Origin of the sequence: Rathayibacter sp. AY1B6 (genome assembly GCF_002932755.1) — a bacterium.
In the GTDB taxonomy this organism is placed as follows: domain Bacteria; phylum Actinomycetota; class Actinomycetes; order Actinomycetales; family Microbacteriaceae; genus Rathayibacter.
The window spans coordinates 53,044-68,884 of the sequence record NZ_PSWL01000007.1 but is presented as its reverse complement, the minus strand read 5'-3'; the positions used below and the strand labels follow the sequence as shown (position 1 = coordinate 68,884).

Sequence of the window (15,841 nt, the reverse complement as noted above, 5' to 3'; positions counted from 1 at the left end):
CCGCGAGGCGCCGTCCCGGGGCGGACGCGCCGCACGCGTCCGCCCCGGCGCGTCCCGCGGGGAGGGAGGGGTCACTCGAAGGAGACGGTGCGGTTCTCGCCGATGTCGGGCTGCCCGCCGGTGACGGCGGCCTTCAGGACCTTGAACAGCACGACCGGACGGGGCTCGTCGGTCGCCCACAGCTCGACGGTCTCGGCCTCGACGCGGATCAGCGCGACGGTCGGGTCGTCCCTGCCGTCGGGGAACCAGCCGGCGACGGCCGGGGACCACAGCTCGTCCACCTTCGCAGGGTCGTGCACGACGGTCGCCGAGCCGGCCACCGACAGGTAGCCCTTCTTCGACTCGAACGCGACGTTGACGCTCGGGTTCGCGCGGATGTCGTCGACCTTGGGTGACGGGTCCTGCGTGAAGAACCACAGCTCGCCGTCGAAGTCGATGTCCTGGGCCTTGAGCGGACGGCTGACGAGCTGCCCGGTGGCGTTGACGGTGGTGAGGAGCCCGATCCCGGCGCTCTTCACCATCTCGGTGATCTGCTCGCGGTCGTCGGAGTCGGCGGGAGTGATGTCGGTGTCGGTCATGGTGCCGACGCTACGCGGACCGGGCGCCGCCGCAAGGGGTGGCGACGCCTCCCCGCGCGTGTCTAGCGTCGAGGCATGGACACCGAATCGACGTACACCGCCATCCTCGACAGCGGAGCGGAGCAGGAGAGCATCCGCCTCGAGATGATCGACGGCTCCCCGCAGCGCTCCTTCACCCGTCTGGCCGACATCGACGGCGAGGAGGTCGAGGTGGTCTGGGAGCTCGAGCCCGACGACGACGGCTTCCACGTCTACCGTCCGGTGCGGGTCGAGGGCCGCGACGACGACAGCGGACTGGTCTCGGACGACCGGCTGACCGACGGCGGCGGCGCCGACGCGGCCTCCGGCGACTGATCCGCCGCGCGCCCGTCCGCCGGCCGGTGCCGAGCGGGCGGGCGCGCCGTCCCGTCCGCCCCGGAGGAGACGCCCCCGGGCTCAGGCCGTCGGGTGCAGCGCGTCGTACGCGCGGAAGCCCGGCCGCAGGCGCAGCACCGCGGCGAGGATCGCGATGATCGCGAGCCCGCCCGCGAGCGGCGGCAGCCAGAGCAGCGCGAGCGAGGCGAGCAGCCCCGTGTAGAGGTCGCCGACCCGCGGGCCGCCCGTCACCACGACGATGAACACGCCCTGGAGCCGGCCCCTCATGTTGTCCGGGACCGCGGTCTGCAGCATCGTCTGCCGGAAGATCGAGCTGATGTTGTCAGAGGCGCCCGCGCCCGCCAGGGCGACCGCCGCGAGGGCGATGAGCACAGCGTTCGGCGCCGACGCGTCGTGCTTCACGAGCGCGGCGCCGAGCAGGACCGCGCCGAACGCGACGACGAACGCTCCGTACACCTGGATCGAGCGGCCGATCGCGAGGCCCTGCCGGCGGACCCCGGTGAGCCGGCCGGAGAAGACGCCGCTGAGCAGCGCTCCGATCGCGAAGGCGGCGGTGAGCGCGCCCACCGTCACCGCGCCGCCGCCGAGCAGCACGGCGGCGGCCGCCGGGAAGACCACGCGCGGCTGGCCGAAGGTCATGGCCACGATGTCGACCAGGAAGGACATCCGGATGTTCGGAGCGCCCTTCAGGAAGCCCAGTCCGTAGCGGAGGGACTCCAGCCCCGGCCGCTGGCGCTCGCCCTCGGGCACGAGCGCCGGCAGCCCCGCGATGCCGAGGAACGCGGCGAGGAACAGCACGACGTCGATCGTGTACGTGATCGCGAAGCCGGAGGAGGCGACCAGCACCCCGGCGAGGGCGGGCCCGACGGTCACCTCGACACCGCTCGCGATGCCGCCCAGCGCGGCGGCGGCGGGGACCAGCTCGGTGCGGAGCAGCCGCGGCGCCAGCGTCATCCGGGTGGTCACGATCACCGTCGTCGCCACCGCGTTCACGGCGGTGAGCGCGTAGAGGGACAGCGGAGTCTCGGCGCCGAGCCAGGCGAGGGCCGCGATCCCCGCAGTCGAGCCCCAGGCCACGATCGCGGCGAGCAGGAGCACCAGGCGGCGGTCGAACGCGTCGGCGAGCATTCCGCCGTAGAGGCCGGCGATCACGGTCGGGACCAGCGCCACCACGCCGACCAGGGCGACCGCGAGGGTCGAGCCGGTGAGCTCGTAGATGTGCAGGCCGACCGCGACGATCGTCATCTGGCCGCCGATGCCCGAGATCACGTTGCCGGCCCAGAGCCGCGCGAAGGCGGGGGATTCGCGGAGGGGGGAGGCGTCGAGGACGTGGCTGCGCCGGGGGGCGCGGGGGGTCTGGCTCACTCGCTCCATTCTGCTGACTCCGCCGCCCCGACGGGCCGTGTCGCGCCGATCCGGGGCTCGGGGGCCATCCCCTAGGGTGAGAGGCATGAGCACGTCATCCGACGGCGCGCCCGGGCGTCAGGGTCCTCCTGTCCCGCGAGCAGCCGGAGCCGCCCCCTCGCGACGCTCGATCCGCACCGCCGCCGAGGCGGGTGCGCGTCGCGCCGCGGCCGCCACGGGTGGTCGGCGCAGCTCCACCGGCGGCGTCCGCGCCGGAGCCCCGCGGACCGGCGCCACCGCCTCGGGCGCGCGCGGACTCCTCCACCGCTACGGAGCAGGGATCGCCTCGGTCCTCCTGGCCGTCCTCGCCGTCCCGCTGTCGTTCTTCGTCTGGTACGCCCTGATCTCGCTCGGCGCTTACCCGGGCGACCAGGCCGTCAGCGACCTGCTGGTCGGCGTGCTCTACACCGCGCTCGTGCACGCGGTCCTGCTCGCCGGGATCCTGCTCGCCGTCTCCACCCTCCGGGCCCGGCGCCGCGAGAAGCGACCGCCGATCGCCGGCTGGATCGGCGTGGTCGTCAACGTCCTCGTGCTCGTCTACTGGCAGCTGCTGGTCTCGCCGTGGCTCGTCGTGCTCTGGAACCGGGCCACCGGCTCCTGAGACGGCCCTGCCTCTGGTAGAGTCGTCCGGCTGCCGTTCGACGGCCGCGGATCAAGAGAGCCCACGCACCAGGCGCCGGGCACCGCGCAACGAGAGAGAGGGGATCCCATATATGGCACTCGAAGCAGATGTCAAGAAGGCGATCATCGAAGAGTACGCGACCCACCCCGGTGACACCGGATCCCCCGAGGTCCAGGTGGCGGTCATGACCAAGCGGATCAAGGACCTCACCGAGCACCTCAAGGAGCACAAGCACGACCACCACTCGCGTCGTGGTCTGCTGCTGCTCGTGGGTCAGCGTCGTCGACTCCTCGGCTACCTGTCGGATGTGGACATCAACCGCTACCGCTCGCTGATCGAGCGTCTCGGTCTGCGCCGCTAGCTCCTCCCGGAGCAGGGCGCGGTCTTGATGACACCGCGAACTTCTTGCCGAACGGGCCGTCCTCCTCGCGGAGGGCGGCCCGTTCCGCGTTCCCGGCGCGGACGAGGCCGGCGGTGCAGGTCAGGGCAGGGGAGCGGGGCGGTCGACTCCGCCCCACGAGAAGCCGCTCGAGGCCGAGAACCAGTCGGCCGCGGCCCGCTGGAGCGCCGAGTCCTCCTCGGGGCGGCCGGGAGCCTCGACGGCGTCGACGAGCCCGGGCAGGGCGATCCGCCACGCCGCCGCGCTGCGCTGGGCGCGGGACCAGTCGCGGGCGCACACCGGATCCTCGGCCGCCGCGGCGAGAGCCTGCGCCGAGGTGACCCGCCAGCCGGTGTCGGACTCCGCGACCACGACCGCGCAGGTGAGCGCGGCGCCGCGGATGATGCTGTCGGGACCGGCGGAGGGGCCGATCGCCTGATCCTGAGCCGCGACCACCGCGGTGAGCGCGAGCTGCAGCCGGGTCGAGGGCTCGTCGGGCCGCGGACGGATCCTCCCGTCGCCGGCCGAGACCGAGGCCGCCGATCCCGGAGCGAGCAGCAGTCCGGAGGAGGACTGCGACGCGTGCAGGCTCAGCAGCCCCGTCACTCCGTCCGTCCCGCTCGCGACGCCGCGCACGGAGGAATCGCCGAGACTCCAGACGACGGGGGTGCGGTTGTGGATCGTGAGGCGCCGGTGGTCCTCGTCGAGGCAGGCCACGAGGTGGCCCGCCGGCACGCCCGCTCCGCCCTCGAAGGCGGACGAGGCGGCCAGCAGCTCCCGGGCGTCGTCGCACTGGGCGGGGGCGTCGGAGGCGGCGGCGGCCTGGTCGGCGACCGGCGCCCGAGGGGTGAGGGAGCCCTGCACGCCCGCGACCGCCGCCGTGGTGAGCGCCGCGGCGGCGAGGAGGAGGACCACGCCGCGCCTGCCCATCCTCCGCACCTCCTGGTCGGAGGCTAGCCCGGAGCGGGCGCTCGGGCCAGCGCCGCGAGGGGCTCGCGAAGCGCCGGACAGGAATTCTCTCGAGGAATCTCAGATCGGGTGCATCCGAGGAGGCGTCTCGGCCGGAAGTAGTGGTGAAGGCCCTTCTCGACCACCCCCCGACCCCTCGCGGGTCCCATCGTGAAAGAGGAACACCGTGACCACCTCCCGCTTCTCCCGCAGCCTGCTCGCCGGTGCCTGCATCGGAACCCTGGCCGTCGTCGGCATCGCCGCCACGCCCGCCACCGCCGCCGACGCCGACTCGGCCGACCTCTCGGTCCTGCACGCCGTCCCCGACACCCCGGTCGACGTCTACGTCGACGGGAAGCTCACGCTCGACGACTTCACTCCCGGCTCGCTCGCCGGCCCGCTCGACCTGCCCACCGGCACCTACACGGTCGCCATCACGGCCTCCACCGCCGCGGACGCCGGCGCCCCCGTGATCGGCCCGATCGACATCAGCCTGGAGGCCGGCAAGAGCTACACCGTCGCCGCGCACCTGAAGCCGGACAACACCCCCACCGCCACCCTCTTCACCAACGACATCTCGAAGACCGCCGCGGGAGAGGGCCGGCTCACGGTCCGCCACATCGCCGCCGCTCCGGCCGTCGACATCCTCGCCGGAGGGTCGCCCGTCCTGACGAACGTGACCAACCCGAACGAGGGCGTGCTGAACCTCGCGCCCGCCACGATCTCCACCGTGGTCGCCGCGACCGGCACGACCGCGCCGGTCATCGGCCCGGCCGACGTGCAGGTCCAGGAGGGCGTCAACACGATCGTCTACGCGTGGGGCAGCCTGGAGAAGGGCAACCTCGCCCTCGCGACGCAGACCATCGACGGACTGCACTCCTCGCCGTCGGGCGTCCCCGCCGGTGAGGCCGGCCTCGCCGCGGACAACCGTCCTGACGCCGCCGCGGGCTGGTGGGGCGGAGCACTGCTCGCCGCCCTCGCCGCCGCCGGCGCCGTGCTGATCGGCCGCCGCACCGCCGCCTCGCGTCGCTGACCCGAGGAACCGACCGCCGGGTCGGCCGTGCTGGAGCGCGGCCGTCCCGGCACCCCCCGACCACGACCCAGGAGGACGCCATGAGCCGGAGCCCCTTCCCTCTGCGCGTCCTCGCCGTGGTCGGGCTGATCGTGGCCGGTGCCGGTCTCGCCGGATGCGCGGCGCAGGAGTCCCGGGTGGAGCCCGCTCCCGCCGTCGTCTCCTCGGCGCCCCAGCAGCCGGTGCCGGCCACGGTCGCTCCCGTTCCGCCCGCGTCGTCGCCCGTCGCCGTTCCGTCCGTCCCGGTGGCGGACGCCCGGCTCGGCGCGACCCCCGCCCCCGCGGTCCTCGCCCCCGAGCGGCTCGTCGTCGACGAGCTCCCCGTCGACATGGCGGTGGAGCCGGTCGGAGTCGCCGAGGACGGCACGATGGAGCTCGTGCCCGACACGCAGGTCGCGGGCTGGTACCGCTTCGGCGCCGGCCTCGACGAGCCGGAGGGCACCGTCGTGATCGCCGCGCACGTCGACTCGCTCGCCTACGGCCTCGGTCCGTTCGTCGAGCTGAAGAAGGCGGTCCCTGGCCAGACCGTCACCCTGACCGGCGAGGACGGCGCGGAGCGCACGTACACCGTCTCGACCGTCGAGACCACCGAGAAGACCACGGTCGACCTCTCCGCCGTGTTCGCCGCCGACGGACCGCCCCGCCTGGTGTTGATCACCTGCGGCGGCGACTTCGACTACGACACCCGCCACTACCTCAGCAACGTGGTGGTCACGGCCGTCCCGGTCGGCTGACCCGCCCGCCCGAGCCTCACCGACGTACGATGAGCCTCGCAGCGCCGCACGCCCCCGGGCGCCGGCGCTCCCCGCAGCCCTGGAGGGACCCCCTGATCGAGACCAGCGAGCCCGCCGACGGCGCCGAGGCCGAGAGCGCCCTCGTGGCCCGGCTCGGCCTGCGCTTCGCCGCGGGGGAGGATGCGGCGCTCGCCGAGGCGTACTCGCGCTGGTCACCGCTCGTGTTCACGCTGGCACTGCGCTCGCTCGGCGATCGGGGCGACGCCGAGGACGTCGTGCAGCGGGTGTTCGTCTCCGCCTGGACGTCCCGCTCGGGCTTCGACCCCGGTCGGGCCGCGCTCGGCGCCTGGCTGGTCGGCATCTCCCGGAGGAGGATCGCCGACGCGCACGAGGCACGGGCGCGCGAGCGGCGTCTCACCGAGGCCCTCGTCGCCGTGACGCCGGTCGAGGAGGGGGAGGCGCCGGTCGACCTCGAGGCGCGGATCCTGATCGCCGACGAGCTCTCCCGCCTGGACCCCGTTCCCCGCCGCGTCATCGGCCTCGCCTTCTACGAGGACCTCACCCACACCGAGATCGCCGAGCGCACCGGCCTGCCGCTCGGTACCGTCAAGAGCCACATCCGCCGCAGCCTCGACCGGCTCCGCTCCCGCCTGGAGGTGAGCAGCACATGACCCACCTCGATCCCGACGAGCTCGCCCTGCTCGCCCTCGGCGAGCACTCGAGCGACGCCGAGCAGGCCCACCTGCGCGACTGCCCCGACTGCGCCCGGCAGCTGGTCGAGCTCGGCCACGCGGCGGGCCTGGGTCGAGCGAGCCGCGCCGTCGAGCTGGAAGCGCCGCCCGCGATGGTCTGGGACCGCATCCGCGAGGAGCTCGCTCTCGGCGACCTCGGGCCCGGCGCCCTGCCCGCGTCGGCCGCCGCCGTGCCGCCCCCGCTCGCCCTTCCCCCGGGACGGCACCGTCCCACCCGCCGCCGCCGACCCCGCGCTCTGAGCGCCGTGCTGGCCGCTCTCGGCGCGCTCGTCGTCGGGGTCGCGGGCGGAGCCTGGTGGCAGGCCTCGCGGAGCGACGACACCGCCGCGGTGGTGGCGCGCGCCGATCTCGCCGCGTTCCCCGACTGGCAGGGCGCGAGCGGGACCGCCGAGCTGGAGGACGCCGACGGCGCCCGCCGCCTGCACGTGCACCTCGACGCGCAGGGCGCGGACGACTCGTACCGGGAGGTCTGGCTCCTCGCCGCCGACGCCTCCGGGCTGGTCGGCCTCGGCGTGCTCGACGGGACCGACGGCGTCTTCGCCGTCCCCGAGGACGTCGACCTCGACGAGTACTCGCTCGTGGACGTCTCCCAGGAGCCGTTCGACGACGACCCGGAGCACTCCGGCGACTCGATCGTCCGCGGCTCCCTGCGCGAGGGCTGAGGCCTAGGCCGAGCGCTCCGCCAGCACGGCCGTGAGCGCCTGCTCCGCGGCGGAGGGACGCGGCGCCGTGCAGACCGAGAGCTCCCAGACGAGCCCCGGCCAGTCGAGCGCGAGGGCCGTGACGCCCTCCAGCGGCTCGACGCCCGCGCGGGGCACGATCGCCGGACCCAGCCCCGCCTGCACGAAGCGGGGGATCCCCGGCAGATCGGCGACCTCGGTGGCCACCCGGCGCGACGCCCCGGCCTCGCGGAAGGCGAGGTCGACGGCGACCCTGTTGCCGAAGCCGGCGGGCGTGTCCACGAAGGCGAGCCCGTCGAGGTCCTGCGGCGAGGGCGGTCCCGCCGCGGCGAGCGGGTGCGCGCTCTCCACCAGCAGGACGTAGTCGCTGCGCACCAGCCGGGTCACCGCCAGGCCCCGCAGCTGCGCCGCAGGCAGTGCCAGCAGGGCGGCGTCGAGCAGACCGCGGCGCAGGTCCTCCGCGAGACCGGTCGAGCCGGTGGTCGAGGTGCGCAGGAGCAGGTCCACCAGCGGGTGCCGGGCGCGGAAGACTCCGAGCGCCCCGGGCAGGTCGACGAGGTCGAGGGCGGAGAAGGTGCCCACCCGCACCCGCCCGCGGAGCCCCGCCGCGTCGTCGGCCGCGAGCGAGCGCATCCGGTCGAGACTGTCGATCGCCGACCGGGCGGAGGGCAGGAGCGCCTCGCCGACCGCGGTGAGCGCCACCCGCCGTGTCGAGCGGGCGAACAGCGGCGAGCCGAGCTCCTGCTCGAGCGAGCGGATGCTCGCCGAGAGGGTCGACTGCACGACGAACAGGCGCGCGGCCGCCCGGGTGAAGCTGAGCTCCTCGGCGACGGCGACGAAGGCGGCGAGCTGGCGGTCGTCCATGCGTCCATTATCCGACCAGAGCGATCAATCCATCCGAGATCCTCCGTTGGACACGGATGACGGGTCGGAGCACTGTGGACACCGTGACCACCACCGAGCGCTCCCTCCCCTCCGTCCACCGCCGCGAGCTCCCGCACCGGCACGGCTTCTGGGTGATCGCCGCCGCCTTCCTCGCGGTGATGGCGTTCTCCACCGTGCCGACGCCGCTCTACGCGATCTACCAGCAGCGCGACGGCTTCCCGGCTTTCGTCGTCACCGTGGTCTTCGCCGCGTACGCGGTCGGAGTCGTGGCGAGCCTCTTCCTCGCCGGACACGTCAGCGACTGGCTCGGCCGCCGCCGGATCCTGCTCGCCTCGATCCTCGTCGAGGTCCTGGCGGCCGCGGTGTTCCTGCTCTGGCCGGACGTGCCCGGGCTGGTCCTCGCCCGCCTGCTCACCGGGCTCGGCGTCGGCGCGCTCACCGCGACGGCCACCGCCCACCTCTCGGAGCTGCGCGCCGTCGCCCGTCCGGAGGAGGGGCCGGGCACCTCCCGCGCCGTGTCCACCCTCGTCAACATGGGCGGGCTGGCGCTCGGCCCGCTCGTCGGCGGGGTGTTCGCCGTGACGGTGCGCGAGCCGCTGGTCGTTCCCTACGCCGTGTTCCTCGTCCTCCTGGTCGTCCTCGGGATCGGCGTCGCGCTCGTCCCCGAGACGGTCGAGCGGCGCGAGGCCCTCCCGGCCTACCGTCCGCAGCGCCTGGCCGTCCCGGCCGCGTCCCGCGGCGTCTTCCTCTCGGCCGCGGTCGGCGCGTTCGCCGGGTTCGCCGTGTTCGGCCTCTTCACCTCACTGGCGCCGACCTTCCTCGCCGGCCGCTTCGGCGAGACCTCCCACCTCGAGGCCGGCGCGGTCTCCTTCGGGGTCTTCGCCGCAGGAGCCCTCGCGCAGCTGGTCTCGACCCGGCTGTCCTCGCGGACGGCGCTCCGCCTCGCGGCCGTCGCGCTGACGGTCGGGCTGCTGCTGGTCGCGACCGGTGCCGTGATCGTCTCGGTGGCCGCCTTCATCGTCGGCGGGGTGCTCGCGGGAGCGGGCGTGGGCCTGCTCTTCCGCCTGGCGCTCGGAGTCGCCGGCTCGCTCGCCACCGACGAGACCCGCGGCGAGGTGCTCGCGGCCATGTTCCTCGCCGCCTACCTCGGCCTCGCGGTACCGGTCCTGGCGATCGGAGCCGCGCTCGCGCTCCTGCCGGCCGTCCCGGTCCTGCTCGGCTTCGTCGCCGTCGTGCTCGTCCTGGTGCTCGCGGCGATCGCCCGGATGCGGCGCACCGCCTGACGCGAGCGGGGGAGGGGCCGCGCGCTGGACAATGGGGGCATGAAGCTCTTCTCGTTCGGACGCGGCGACGCGAACCCCCTCCCCTCCGACGACCGCGGTTCGGGCAGGCTCGACGACTACGACTACGAGCTGCGCCCGAAGTCGCGGCGCGGCGACACTCTCCTCCGCCTCGCCGACTCCCGCCCGCACCAGGACGAGATCGCGCGGGTGCTCGCCCTCGGCGAGGACGAGGTCACCGCCGTGATCCCGCGCCGCACCGCTGAGGAGGAGCGCGTGGACGCTCCGATGCCGGTCCGCCTGTTCGCGGCCCAGCGTCCCTCGGGGCTCGTCGGCCAGGTGCCGCGTGGTCTCGAGAACGTGGTCGAGGCCGCCCTCGCCCGGCTCTCGGAGGCGGGGAGGTCGCCCCGCGTCCCGGCCCGCATCGTGACGGCGAGGAGCGGGCTCCGCGTCGAGCTGCTGATGCACGAGACGCGGGGCTGACGGGCGGCAGGCCCGCCGGGTCGGCGCGGTCCATGGAGGAACCGCACCGCGGCTGATAGCATGAACCGGTTCCGAATCCGAAAGCGACCGCCGGTCGACCCAGGGTTCGAGCCACGGAGCAGGCCGGCAGGAAGCTGGTCCTCGGTGGTGGAGTCCCGGACAGCGGCAGCGTGCGACAGAGCACGAACCGCCTCGGCACGAGTCGCAGGCGGCACGTCCCGCTTGCGGCACAGGTCGCGACAGCCCGGAGCTCTTCTACTGGTGGCCAGCACGAACGCCCTCCACACGACGGCACGGCGCGAAGCCCTGCCGTGGGATCGTCTCGATTCCTGACCGGACCGCTGCTCCGACGAACGCCGGCGCCCAGAAGGGGCGCCGCTGCAGACGTTAAGGAGACAGACCTCTTGGAAGGTCCTGAAATCACATTCGCCGAAGCCGTTCTCGACAACGGCTCGTACGGCACCCGCACCGTCCGCTTCGAGACCGGCCGCCTCGCGCAGCAGGCTCAGGGCGCCGTCGCCGCGTACCTCGACGAGGACACCATGCTCCTCTCGGCCACGTCGGCCTCGAAGAACCCGAAGGACAACTTCGACTTCTTCCCGCTGACCGTCGACGTCGAGGAGCGCTCCTACGCCGCCGGCAAGATCCCCGGCTCGTTCTTCCGCCGGGAGGGCCGCCCCTCCACCGAGGCGATCCTGGTGTGCCGTCTGATCGACCGGCCGCTGCGCCCCTCGTTCGTCGAGGGCCTGCGCAACGAGGTCCAGATCGTCATCACGGTCCTCAGCATCGCGCCGGACGAGTTCTACGACGCCCTCGCGATCAACGCCGCGAGCGCCTCCACGCAGATCTCCGGCCTGCCGTTCTCCGGCCCGGTCGCCGGCGTCCGCCTCGCGCTCATGTCCGACGGCTCCGGCAACGACCAGTGGGTCGCCTTCCCCAAGGCCTCCCAGCTGGAGAACGCCGTCTTCGACCTCACCGTCGCGGGCCGCGTCGTCACCAACGAGGACGGCTCCTCGGACGTCGCCATCATGATGGTCGAGGCCGAGGCCACGGAGTCCTCCTGGAACCTCATCAAGGCGGGTGCGACCAAGCCCAGCGAGGACGTCGTCGCCGAGGGCCTCGAGGCCGCCAAGCCCTTCCTCCGCGCGCTCGTCGAGGCGCAGGCGAAGCTCGCCGCCGAGACCGCGAAGCCGGTCAAGGACTACCCCGTGTTCCTGCCGTACGCGCAGGAGACCTACGACAACGTCGCCGAGCTCAGCTACGACGAGCTCGTCCGCGTGTACCAGATCGCCGACAAGGTCGAGCGGCAGGACGCCGACGACGCCCTCAAGGCGCGCGTCAAGGAGCAGATCGCCGAGCGCATCGCCTCGGGCCAGCTCTCGGCCGAGGCCTACAACCAGGTCGGAGCGGCGTACAAGTCCGTCACGAAGGTGGTCGTCCGCGGCCGCATCCTCCGCGACGGCGTGCGCATCGACGGACGCGGCCTGGCCGACATCCGCCCGCTCGACGCCGAGGTGCAGGTCATCCCGCGCGTCCACGGCTCGGCCATCTTCCAGCGCGGCGAGACCCAGATCCTGGGCGTCACCACGCTGAACATGCTCAAGATGGAGCAGCAGATCGACTCGCTGTCGCCCGTCACCAAGAAGCGGTACCTGCACCACTACAACTTCCCGCCCTACTCGACCGGTGAGACCGGCCGCGTCGGATCGCCGAAGCGTCGCGAGATCGGGCACGGCTTCCTCGCCGAGCGCGCCCTCGTGCCGGTGCTGCCGAGCCGCGAGGAGTTCCCCTACGCGATCCGCCAGGTCTCCGAGGCGCTGAGCTCCAACGGCTCGACCTCGATGGGCTCGGTCTGCGCGTCGACCCTGTCGCTCCTCAACGCCGGTGTGCCGCTGCGCGCCCCGGTCGCGGGCATCGCGATGGGCCTCGTGTCCGACGTCGTCGACGGTCAGACCCGCTACGCGGCGCTGACCGACATCCTGGGCGCCGAGGACGCGCTCGGCGACATGGACTTCAAGGTCGCCGGAACCGCCGAGTTCGTCACGGCCATCCAGCTCGACACGAAGCTCGACGGCATCCCGTCGTCGGTGCTCGACGCCGCGCTCAAGCAGGCCAAGGACGCCCGCACCACGATCCTCGCGGTGCTCACGGCGGCCATCGACCAGCCCGACGAGATGGCCCCGACCGCGCCCCGCGTGATCTCGGTGCAGATCCCCGTCGACAAGATCGGCGAGCTGATCGGCCCCAAGGGCAAGACGATCAACGCGATCCAGGACGAGACCGGCGCCGACATCTCCATCGAGGAGGACGGCACCGTCTACATCGGAGCCGTCGACGGTCCGTCGGCCGAGGCCGCGCGTGCGCAGGTCAACGCCATCGCGAACCCGACCAACCCCGAGGTCGGCGAGCAGTTCCTCGGAACCGTCGTCAAGCTCGCGACCTTCGGCGCGTTCGTCTCGCTCCTCCCCGGCAAGGACGGACTGCTGCACATCAGCGAGGTCCGCAAGCTCGCCGGCGGCAAGCGCGTCGAGAACGTCGAGGACGTCCTCGGAGTCGGCCAGAAGCTGCTCGTCCAGATCACCAAGATCGACGACCGCGGCAAGCTGTCCCTCGCGCCCGTCGTGGCCGAGGAGGCCGAGGCCGAGGCTCCTGCCGAGAGCTGACCCCTCCTGCACGACCGTGACGCCCGTCCCACTCCGGTGGGGCGGGCGTCCGTCGTCGGCGGGGGCATGGGGTACGGTGGCGGGACCGCGCCGCACCGCCCCGACCGGAGGACTCCGTGACCGACCCGACGCCGCTGGCCACCGAGCCGGAGACGCCCCTCCTCTCACGCACCCTGGGTCGGACCGGCCTCCCCGTGCACCCGCTCGCCCTCGACGGCTCCGTCTTCGGCTGGGCCGCCGGGATCGACGACACCACCGAGGTGCTCGACGCGTTCGGCCGTCTCGGCGGCACAGTGATCTCGACGGCGGACCACTACGCGACCGGCCGGAGCGAGTACATGATCGGCCGCTGGCTCGAGCAGAGCGGGCTGCGCGAGCGGATGCTGGTCGCGACGAAGGTCGGCCGGCACCCGGACGCGCCGGGCCTGGCCCCGGAGGACGTCCGCATCGCGATCGAGGGGAGCCTCGAGCGGCTCGGCACCCGGATCGACCTGCTCTCGTTCGACAGCGAGGACCCCGGGATCCCCATCGCCGAGAGCCTGGCGGCGGTCGCGCCGTTCCTCGCGGACGGCTCGGTCGGCGCGCTGGGCGCCGCGCACTTCAGCGGAGCCGCGATCACGGCGCTGCACGAGACGGCGACCGCGTTCGCGCTGCCGTCGCTCTCGGCCGTCGTATCGGAGTACAGCCTGATGGAGCGCCGGACCTACGAGGCCGACGTCGCCCCCGAGGTGGTGCGGCTCGAGCTGGGCACCCTCGCGCGGCTGCCCCTGGCGAGCGGCTACCTCACCGGCGCCCTGCGCAGCCGCACGGACGAGCCGGCGTCGGCCCTGTTCGAGGCGGGCCTGGACTACGTCGGCCGTCACGGCTCCCGCGTGCTCGCGGCCCTCGACGAGATCGCCGAGGCCCACGCCACGGAGCCTGGCGTGGTCGCGCTCGCCTGGGTGCTCTCGCACCAGGAGGTCTCAGCGGCGATCGTCCGGGCCCGGAACGCCGCGGAGCTCGAGTCGCTGTTCGCGGCGGCCGCCCTCCCGCTGACCCGGAGCGACATCGCTCAGCTGGACCGCGTCTCCGCCTGAGGCCCCCCGCCCTCGCGGAACCGCTCGACTCGGGCGCCTCGCGAGGGGCCCGCGCCCCGGCCCGCGACGGAGCGGGGGGCACGACGCGGCGGGACTCAGCGGCGCAGGATGCGCGCCTCCCACGGGCCGAGCGTCGACCCGGTCGCACCGGCGACGTTGCCGAGGACCGTCTCGGCCTCCGCCCACTCCTCGAGGAGCGGCACCTCGATCGGCTCGCCGGACACGTTCCCGACGACGAGCAGCTCGCCCGGCCCGGTGCGGGTGAAGGCGAAGAGCGCGGGGTGCTCGGGCTCGAGGAGCGCGAACCGGCCCAGCTGCACCGTCTCGTCGGCGTGCCGCAGGGCGATCAGCGCCCGGTAGTACTCGAAGACCGACCGCTCGGCGGCCCGGTCGGCGGCGACGTTCACCTCGGCGGCGTTCGGGTTGACCGCGATCCACGGCTCGCCGGTCGTGAAGCCCGCCTGCGGGCCGTCGTCCCACTGCACCGGCGTGCGGGCGTTGTCGCGGCTCTGCGCGCGCAGCCCGGCGAGCACCGTCTCCGGGTCCTCGCCGCGCTCGTCGACCGCCTCGGCCCAGTAGTTCAGCGACTCGACGTCGCGGAAGTCCTCGATGCCGGCGAACGGGACGTTCGTCATCCCGATCTCGTCGCCCTGGTAGATGTACGGCGTGCCGCGCTGGAGGTGGAGGAGCGTGGCCCAGAGGGTGGCGGACTCGTAGCGGTGGGCGCCGTCGTCCCCGAAGCGGGAGACGAGCCGCGGCTGGTCGTGGTTGCCGAGGTACAGGCTGTTCCAGCCGCGCTCGGCCAGGCCGTCCTGCCAGCGGGCGAGATTGGCCTTCAGACTGACCAGGTCCAGCGGCACCGGGTGGAACTTGTCGACCCCGTGGTCGATGCCGACGTGCTCGAACTGGAAGACCATGTCGAGCTCGCGGCGCTCGGGATCCGTCACGAGCACGGCCTCCTCGAGGGTGACCCCGGGCATCTCGCCGACGGTGAGGAAGGAGCCCTCGCGGTGCGCGAACACGGCCTCGTGCATCTCGCGGAGGTACTCGTGGAGCCGCGGACCCACTCCTCCGACGATGCCGGCGCCGCCCTGCTCGCCGTCGATCGCTCCGACGTCCTTCGAGACGAGGTTGATCACGTCCATCCGGAAGCCGTCCACTCCGCGGTCGAGCCAGCGGTTCATCATCGCGTGCACCGCGTGCCGCACCTCGGGGTTCTCCCAGTTGAGGTCCGGCTGCTGCACCGCGAAGAGGTGGAGGAAGTACTCGTCGGTCGCGGGGTCGAGCGTCCAGGCCGGGCCGGAGAAGTAGGAGCGCCAGCCGTTCGGCTCGGCGACGTCGAGGCCGGCGCCGGCGGCCGCCTCGAGCTCGCGGCCGGCCTCGGCCGAGCGGCGCCCGCGGCGCCACCAGTACCAGTCGCGCTTCGGGTCCTCCTGCGAGGAGCGGGACTCGACGAACCAGGCGTGCTCGTCGCTCGTGTGGTTGACCACGAGGTCCATGACGATGCGGATCCCGCGCTCGTGGGCCTCCGCGAGGAGCAGGTCGAACTCCTCCAGCGTGCCGAACCGCGGGTCGATGTCCTCGTAGTCCGAGATGTCGTAGCCGTTGTCGTGCTGCGGCGACGGGTAGACCGGCGAGAGCCAGATCACGTCGACCCCCAGGTCGGCGAGGTGGTCGAGCTTCGAGCGGATGCCGCCCAGGTCGCCGATGCCGTCGCCGTTCGAGTCGGCGAAAGAGCGCGGGTAGATCTGGTAGACGACGGCGCTCGTCCACCAGGGCGCGGACGTCTCCCGCTCGGGGGAGCCGGCGGGTCGACCCCGCCGGCAGCGCCCGTGTAACGATCTGGTGAACCGTGCGCGACACGGCGGAGTGGCGGCTCGAGCGCTCGGATACTCTCTCCCCTGGCGGGA

At 73.5% G+C, this 15,841-nt stretch carries 16 protein-coding genes; 11 read left to right on the top strand and 5 right to left on the bottom strand.

Annotation, left to right across the window (positions count from 1 at the left end; translation table 11 throughout):
• Positions 1 to 71: 71 nt before the first annotated feature.
• Entirely contained in the window at positions 72 to 578 is a 507-nt protein-coding gene (locus C5D08_RS05280) for a pyridoxamine 5'-phosphate oxidase family protein (protein ID WP_104276139.1), read from the bottom strand.
• Positions 579 to 653: 75 nt separating this feature from the next.
• On the opposite strand from C5D08_RS05280, the gene C5D08_RS05275 reads away from it, so the two are divergent.
• Entirely contained in the window at positions 654 to 932 is a 279-nt protein-coding gene (locus C5D08_RS05275) for a hypothetical protein (protein ID WP_104224817.1), read from the top strand.
• A gap of 81 nt (positions 933 to 1,013) precedes the next feature.
• On the opposite strand, the gene C5D08_RS05270 is transcribed toward C5D08_RS05275, so the two are convergent.
• Entirely contained in the window at positions 1,014 to 2,327 is a 1,314-nt protein-coding gene (locus tag C5D08_RS05270) for an MFS transporter (RefSeq protein WP_104276138.1), read from the bottom strand.
• A 76-nt stretch (positions 2,328 to 2,403) separates the two neighbouring features.
• Here C5D08_RS05270 and C5D08_RS05265 point away from each other — a divergent pair, with 76 nt between their 5' ends.
• Positions 2,404 to 2,958 carry a hypothetical protein gene (locus tag C5D08_RS05265; protein ID WP_104276137.1) on the top strand — a complete coding sequence of 185 codons (555 nt, stop codon included), beginning with the start codon at positions 2,404 to 2,406 and terminating at the stop codon, positions 2,956 to 2,958.
• A 112-nt stretch (positions 2,959 to 3,070) separates the two neighbouring features.
• Positions 3,071 to 3,340 carry a 30S ribosomal protein S15 gene (gene rpsO / locus C5D08_RS05260; protein ID WP_104276136.1) on the top strand — a complete coding sequence of 90 codons (270 nt, stop codon included), beginning with the start codon at positions 3,071 to 3,073 and terminating at the stop codon, positions 3,338 to 3,340.
• Between the two features lie 120 nt (positions 3,341 to 3,460).
• Here rpsO and C5D08_RS05255 read toward each other — a convergent pair whose 3' ends face one another.
• A complete protein-coding gene (locus tag C5D08_RS05255) occupies positions 3,461 to 4,288 on the bottom strand; it encodes a hypothetical protein (RefSeq protein WP_146082637.1) in 828 nt (275 codons plus the stop codon).
• A 205-nt stretch (positions 4,289 to 4,493) separates the two neighbouring features.
• Between C5D08_RS05255 and C5D08_RS05250 the strand changes: the two genes are divergently transcribed.
• The 4 genes from C5D08_RS05250 to C5D08_RS05235 all read left to right on the top strand — a co-directional run bounded on the left by C5D08_RS05250 (position 4,494) and on the right by C5D08_RS05235 (position 7,526).
• The gene (locus tag C5D08_RS05250; protein WP_104276134.1) at positions 4,494 to 5,339 is read left to right on the top strand and encodes a DUF4397 domain-containing protein; all 846 of its coding nucleotides are present in this window, start codon (positions 4,494 to 4,496) and stop codon (positions 5,337 to 5,339) included.
• An 80-nt stretch (positions 5,340 to 5,419) separates the two neighbouring features.
• Positions 5,420 to 6,112, top strand: coding sequence for a class F sortase (locus C5D08_RS05245; RefSeq protein ID WP_104276133.1), 693 nt, complete (start codon positions 5,420 to 5,422; stop codon positions 6,110 to 6,112).
• Positions 6,113 to 6,141: 29 nt separating this feature from the next.
• Positions 6,142 to 6,783: an RNA polymerase sigma factor gene (locus C5D08_RS05240; RefSeq protein ID WP_104276132.1), complete on the top strand. Its 642-nt coding sequence runs from the start codon at positions 6,142 to 6,144 to the stop codon at positions 6,781 to 6,783.
• Positions 6,780 to 7,526: an anti-sigma factor gene (locus C5D08_RS05235; protein WP_104276131.1), complete on the top strand. Its 747-nt coding sequence runs from the start codon at positions 6,780 to 6,782 to the stop codon at positions 7,524 to 7,526. The genes C5D08_RS05240 and C5D08_RS05235 overlap by 4 nt, the downstream gene beginning before the upstream one ends.
• 3 nt (positions 7,527 to 7,529) lie before the next feature.
• Here C5D08_RS05235 and C5D08_RS05230 read toward each other — a convergent pair whose 3' ends face one another.
• Positions 7,530 to 8,408: a LysR family transcriptional regulator gene (locus C5D08_RS05230; protein ID WP_104276130.1), complete on the bottom strand. Its 879-nt coding sequence runs from the start codon at positions 8,406 to 8,408 to the stop codon at positions 7,530 to 7,532.
• 83 nt (positions 8,409 to 8,491) lie between these two features.
• Between C5D08_RS05230 and C5D08_RS05225 the strand changes: the two genes are divergently transcribed.
• The 4 genes from C5D08_RS05225 (at position 8,492) to C5D08_RS05210 (ending at position 13,931) form a co-directional block, all read left to right on the top strand.
• Positions 8,492 to 9,712 carry an MFS transporter gene (locus C5D08_RS05225; protein WP_258067324.1) on the top strand — a complete coding sequence of 407 codons (1,221 nt, stop codon included), beginning with the start codon at positions 8,492 to 8,494 and terminating at the stop codon, positions 9,710 to 9,712.
• 39 nt (positions 9,713 to 9,751) lie between these two features.
• Complete coding sequence (locus C5D08_RS05220; RefSeq protein ID WP_104276128.1) at positions 9,752 to 10,192, top strand: hypothetical protein; 441 nt, start codon at positions 9,752 to 9,754, stop codon at positions 10,190 to 10,192.
• Between the two features lie 404 nt (positions 10,193 to 10,596).
• Positions 10,597 to 12,855 carry a polyribonucleotide nucleotidyltransferase gene (locus tag C5D08_RS05215; RefSeq protein WP_104226293.1) on the top strand — a complete coding sequence of 753 codons (2,259 nt, stop codon included), beginning with the start codon at positions 10,597 to 10,599 and terminating at the stop codon, positions 12,853 to 12,855.
• 116 nt (positions 12,856 to 12,971) lie between these two features.
• Complete coding sequence (locus tag C5D08_RS05210; RefSeq protein WP_104276127.1) at positions 12,972 to 13,931, top strand: aldo/keto reductase; 960 nt, start codon at positions 12,972 to 12,974, stop codon at positions 13,929 to 13,931.
• A gap of 95 nt (positions 13,932 to 14,026) precedes the next feature.
• Here C5D08_RS05210 and C5D08_RS05205 read toward each other — a convergent pair whose 3' ends face one another.
• The gene (locus tag C5D08_RS05205; protein ID WP_104282369.1) at positions 14,027 to 15,679 is read right to left on the bottom strand and encodes an alpha-glucosidase; all 1,653 of its coding nucleotides are present in this window, start codon (positions 15,677 to 15,679) and stop codon (positions 14,027 to 14,029) included.
• Positions 15,680 to 15,841 lie beyond the last annotated feature (162 nt).

Excerpts from the sequence above, each read along its gene's own strand:
- C5D08_RS05240 (WP_104276132.1), top strand. The coding sequence starts at position 6,142 with ATGAGCCTCGCAGCGCCGCACGCCCCCGGGCGCCGGCGCTCCCCGCAG.
- C5D08_RS05275 (WP_104224817.1), top strand. The coding sequence starts at position 654 with ATGGACACCGAATCGACGTACACCGCCATCCTCGACAGCGGAGCGGAG.
- C5D08_RS05245 (WP_104276133.1), top strand. The coding sequence starts at position 5,420 with ATGAGCCGGAGCCCCTTCCCTCTGCGCGTCCTCGCCGTGGTCGGGCTG.
- C5D08_RS05280 (WP_104276139.1), bottom strand. The coding sequence starts at position 578 with ATGACCGACACCGACATCACTCCCGCCGACTCCGACGACCGCGAGCAG.
- C5D08_RS05265 (WP_104276137.1), top strand. The coding sequence starts at position 2,404 with ATGAGCACGTCATCCGACGGCGCGCCCGGGCGTCAGGGTCCTCCTGTC.
- C5D08_RS05235 (WP_104276131.1), top strand. The coding sequence starts at position 6,780 with ATGACCCACCTCGATCCCGACGAGCTCGCCCTGCTCGCCCTCGGCGAG.
- C5D08_RS05220 (WP_104276128.1), top strand. The coding sequence starts at position 9,752 with ATGAAGCTCTTCTCGTTCGGACGCGGCGACGCGAACCCCCTCCCCTCC.
- C5D08_RS05230 (WP_104276130.1), bottom strand. The coding sequence starts at position 8,408 with ATGGACGACCGCCAGCTCGCCGCCTTCGTCGCCGTCGCCGAGGAGCTC.
- C5D08_RS05270 (WP_104276138.1), bottom strand. The coding sequence starts at position 2,327 with ATGGAGCGAGTGAGCCAGACCCCCCGCGCCCCCCGGCGCAGCCACGTC.
- C5D08_RS05255 (WP_146082637.1), bottom strand. The coding sequence starts at position 4,288 with ATGGGCAGGCGCGGCGTGGTCCTCCTCCTCGCCGCCGCGGCGCTCACC.
- rpsO (WP_104276136.1), top strand. The coding sequence starts at position 3,071 with ATGGCACTCGAAGCAGATGTCAAGAAGGCGATCATCGAAGAGTACGCG.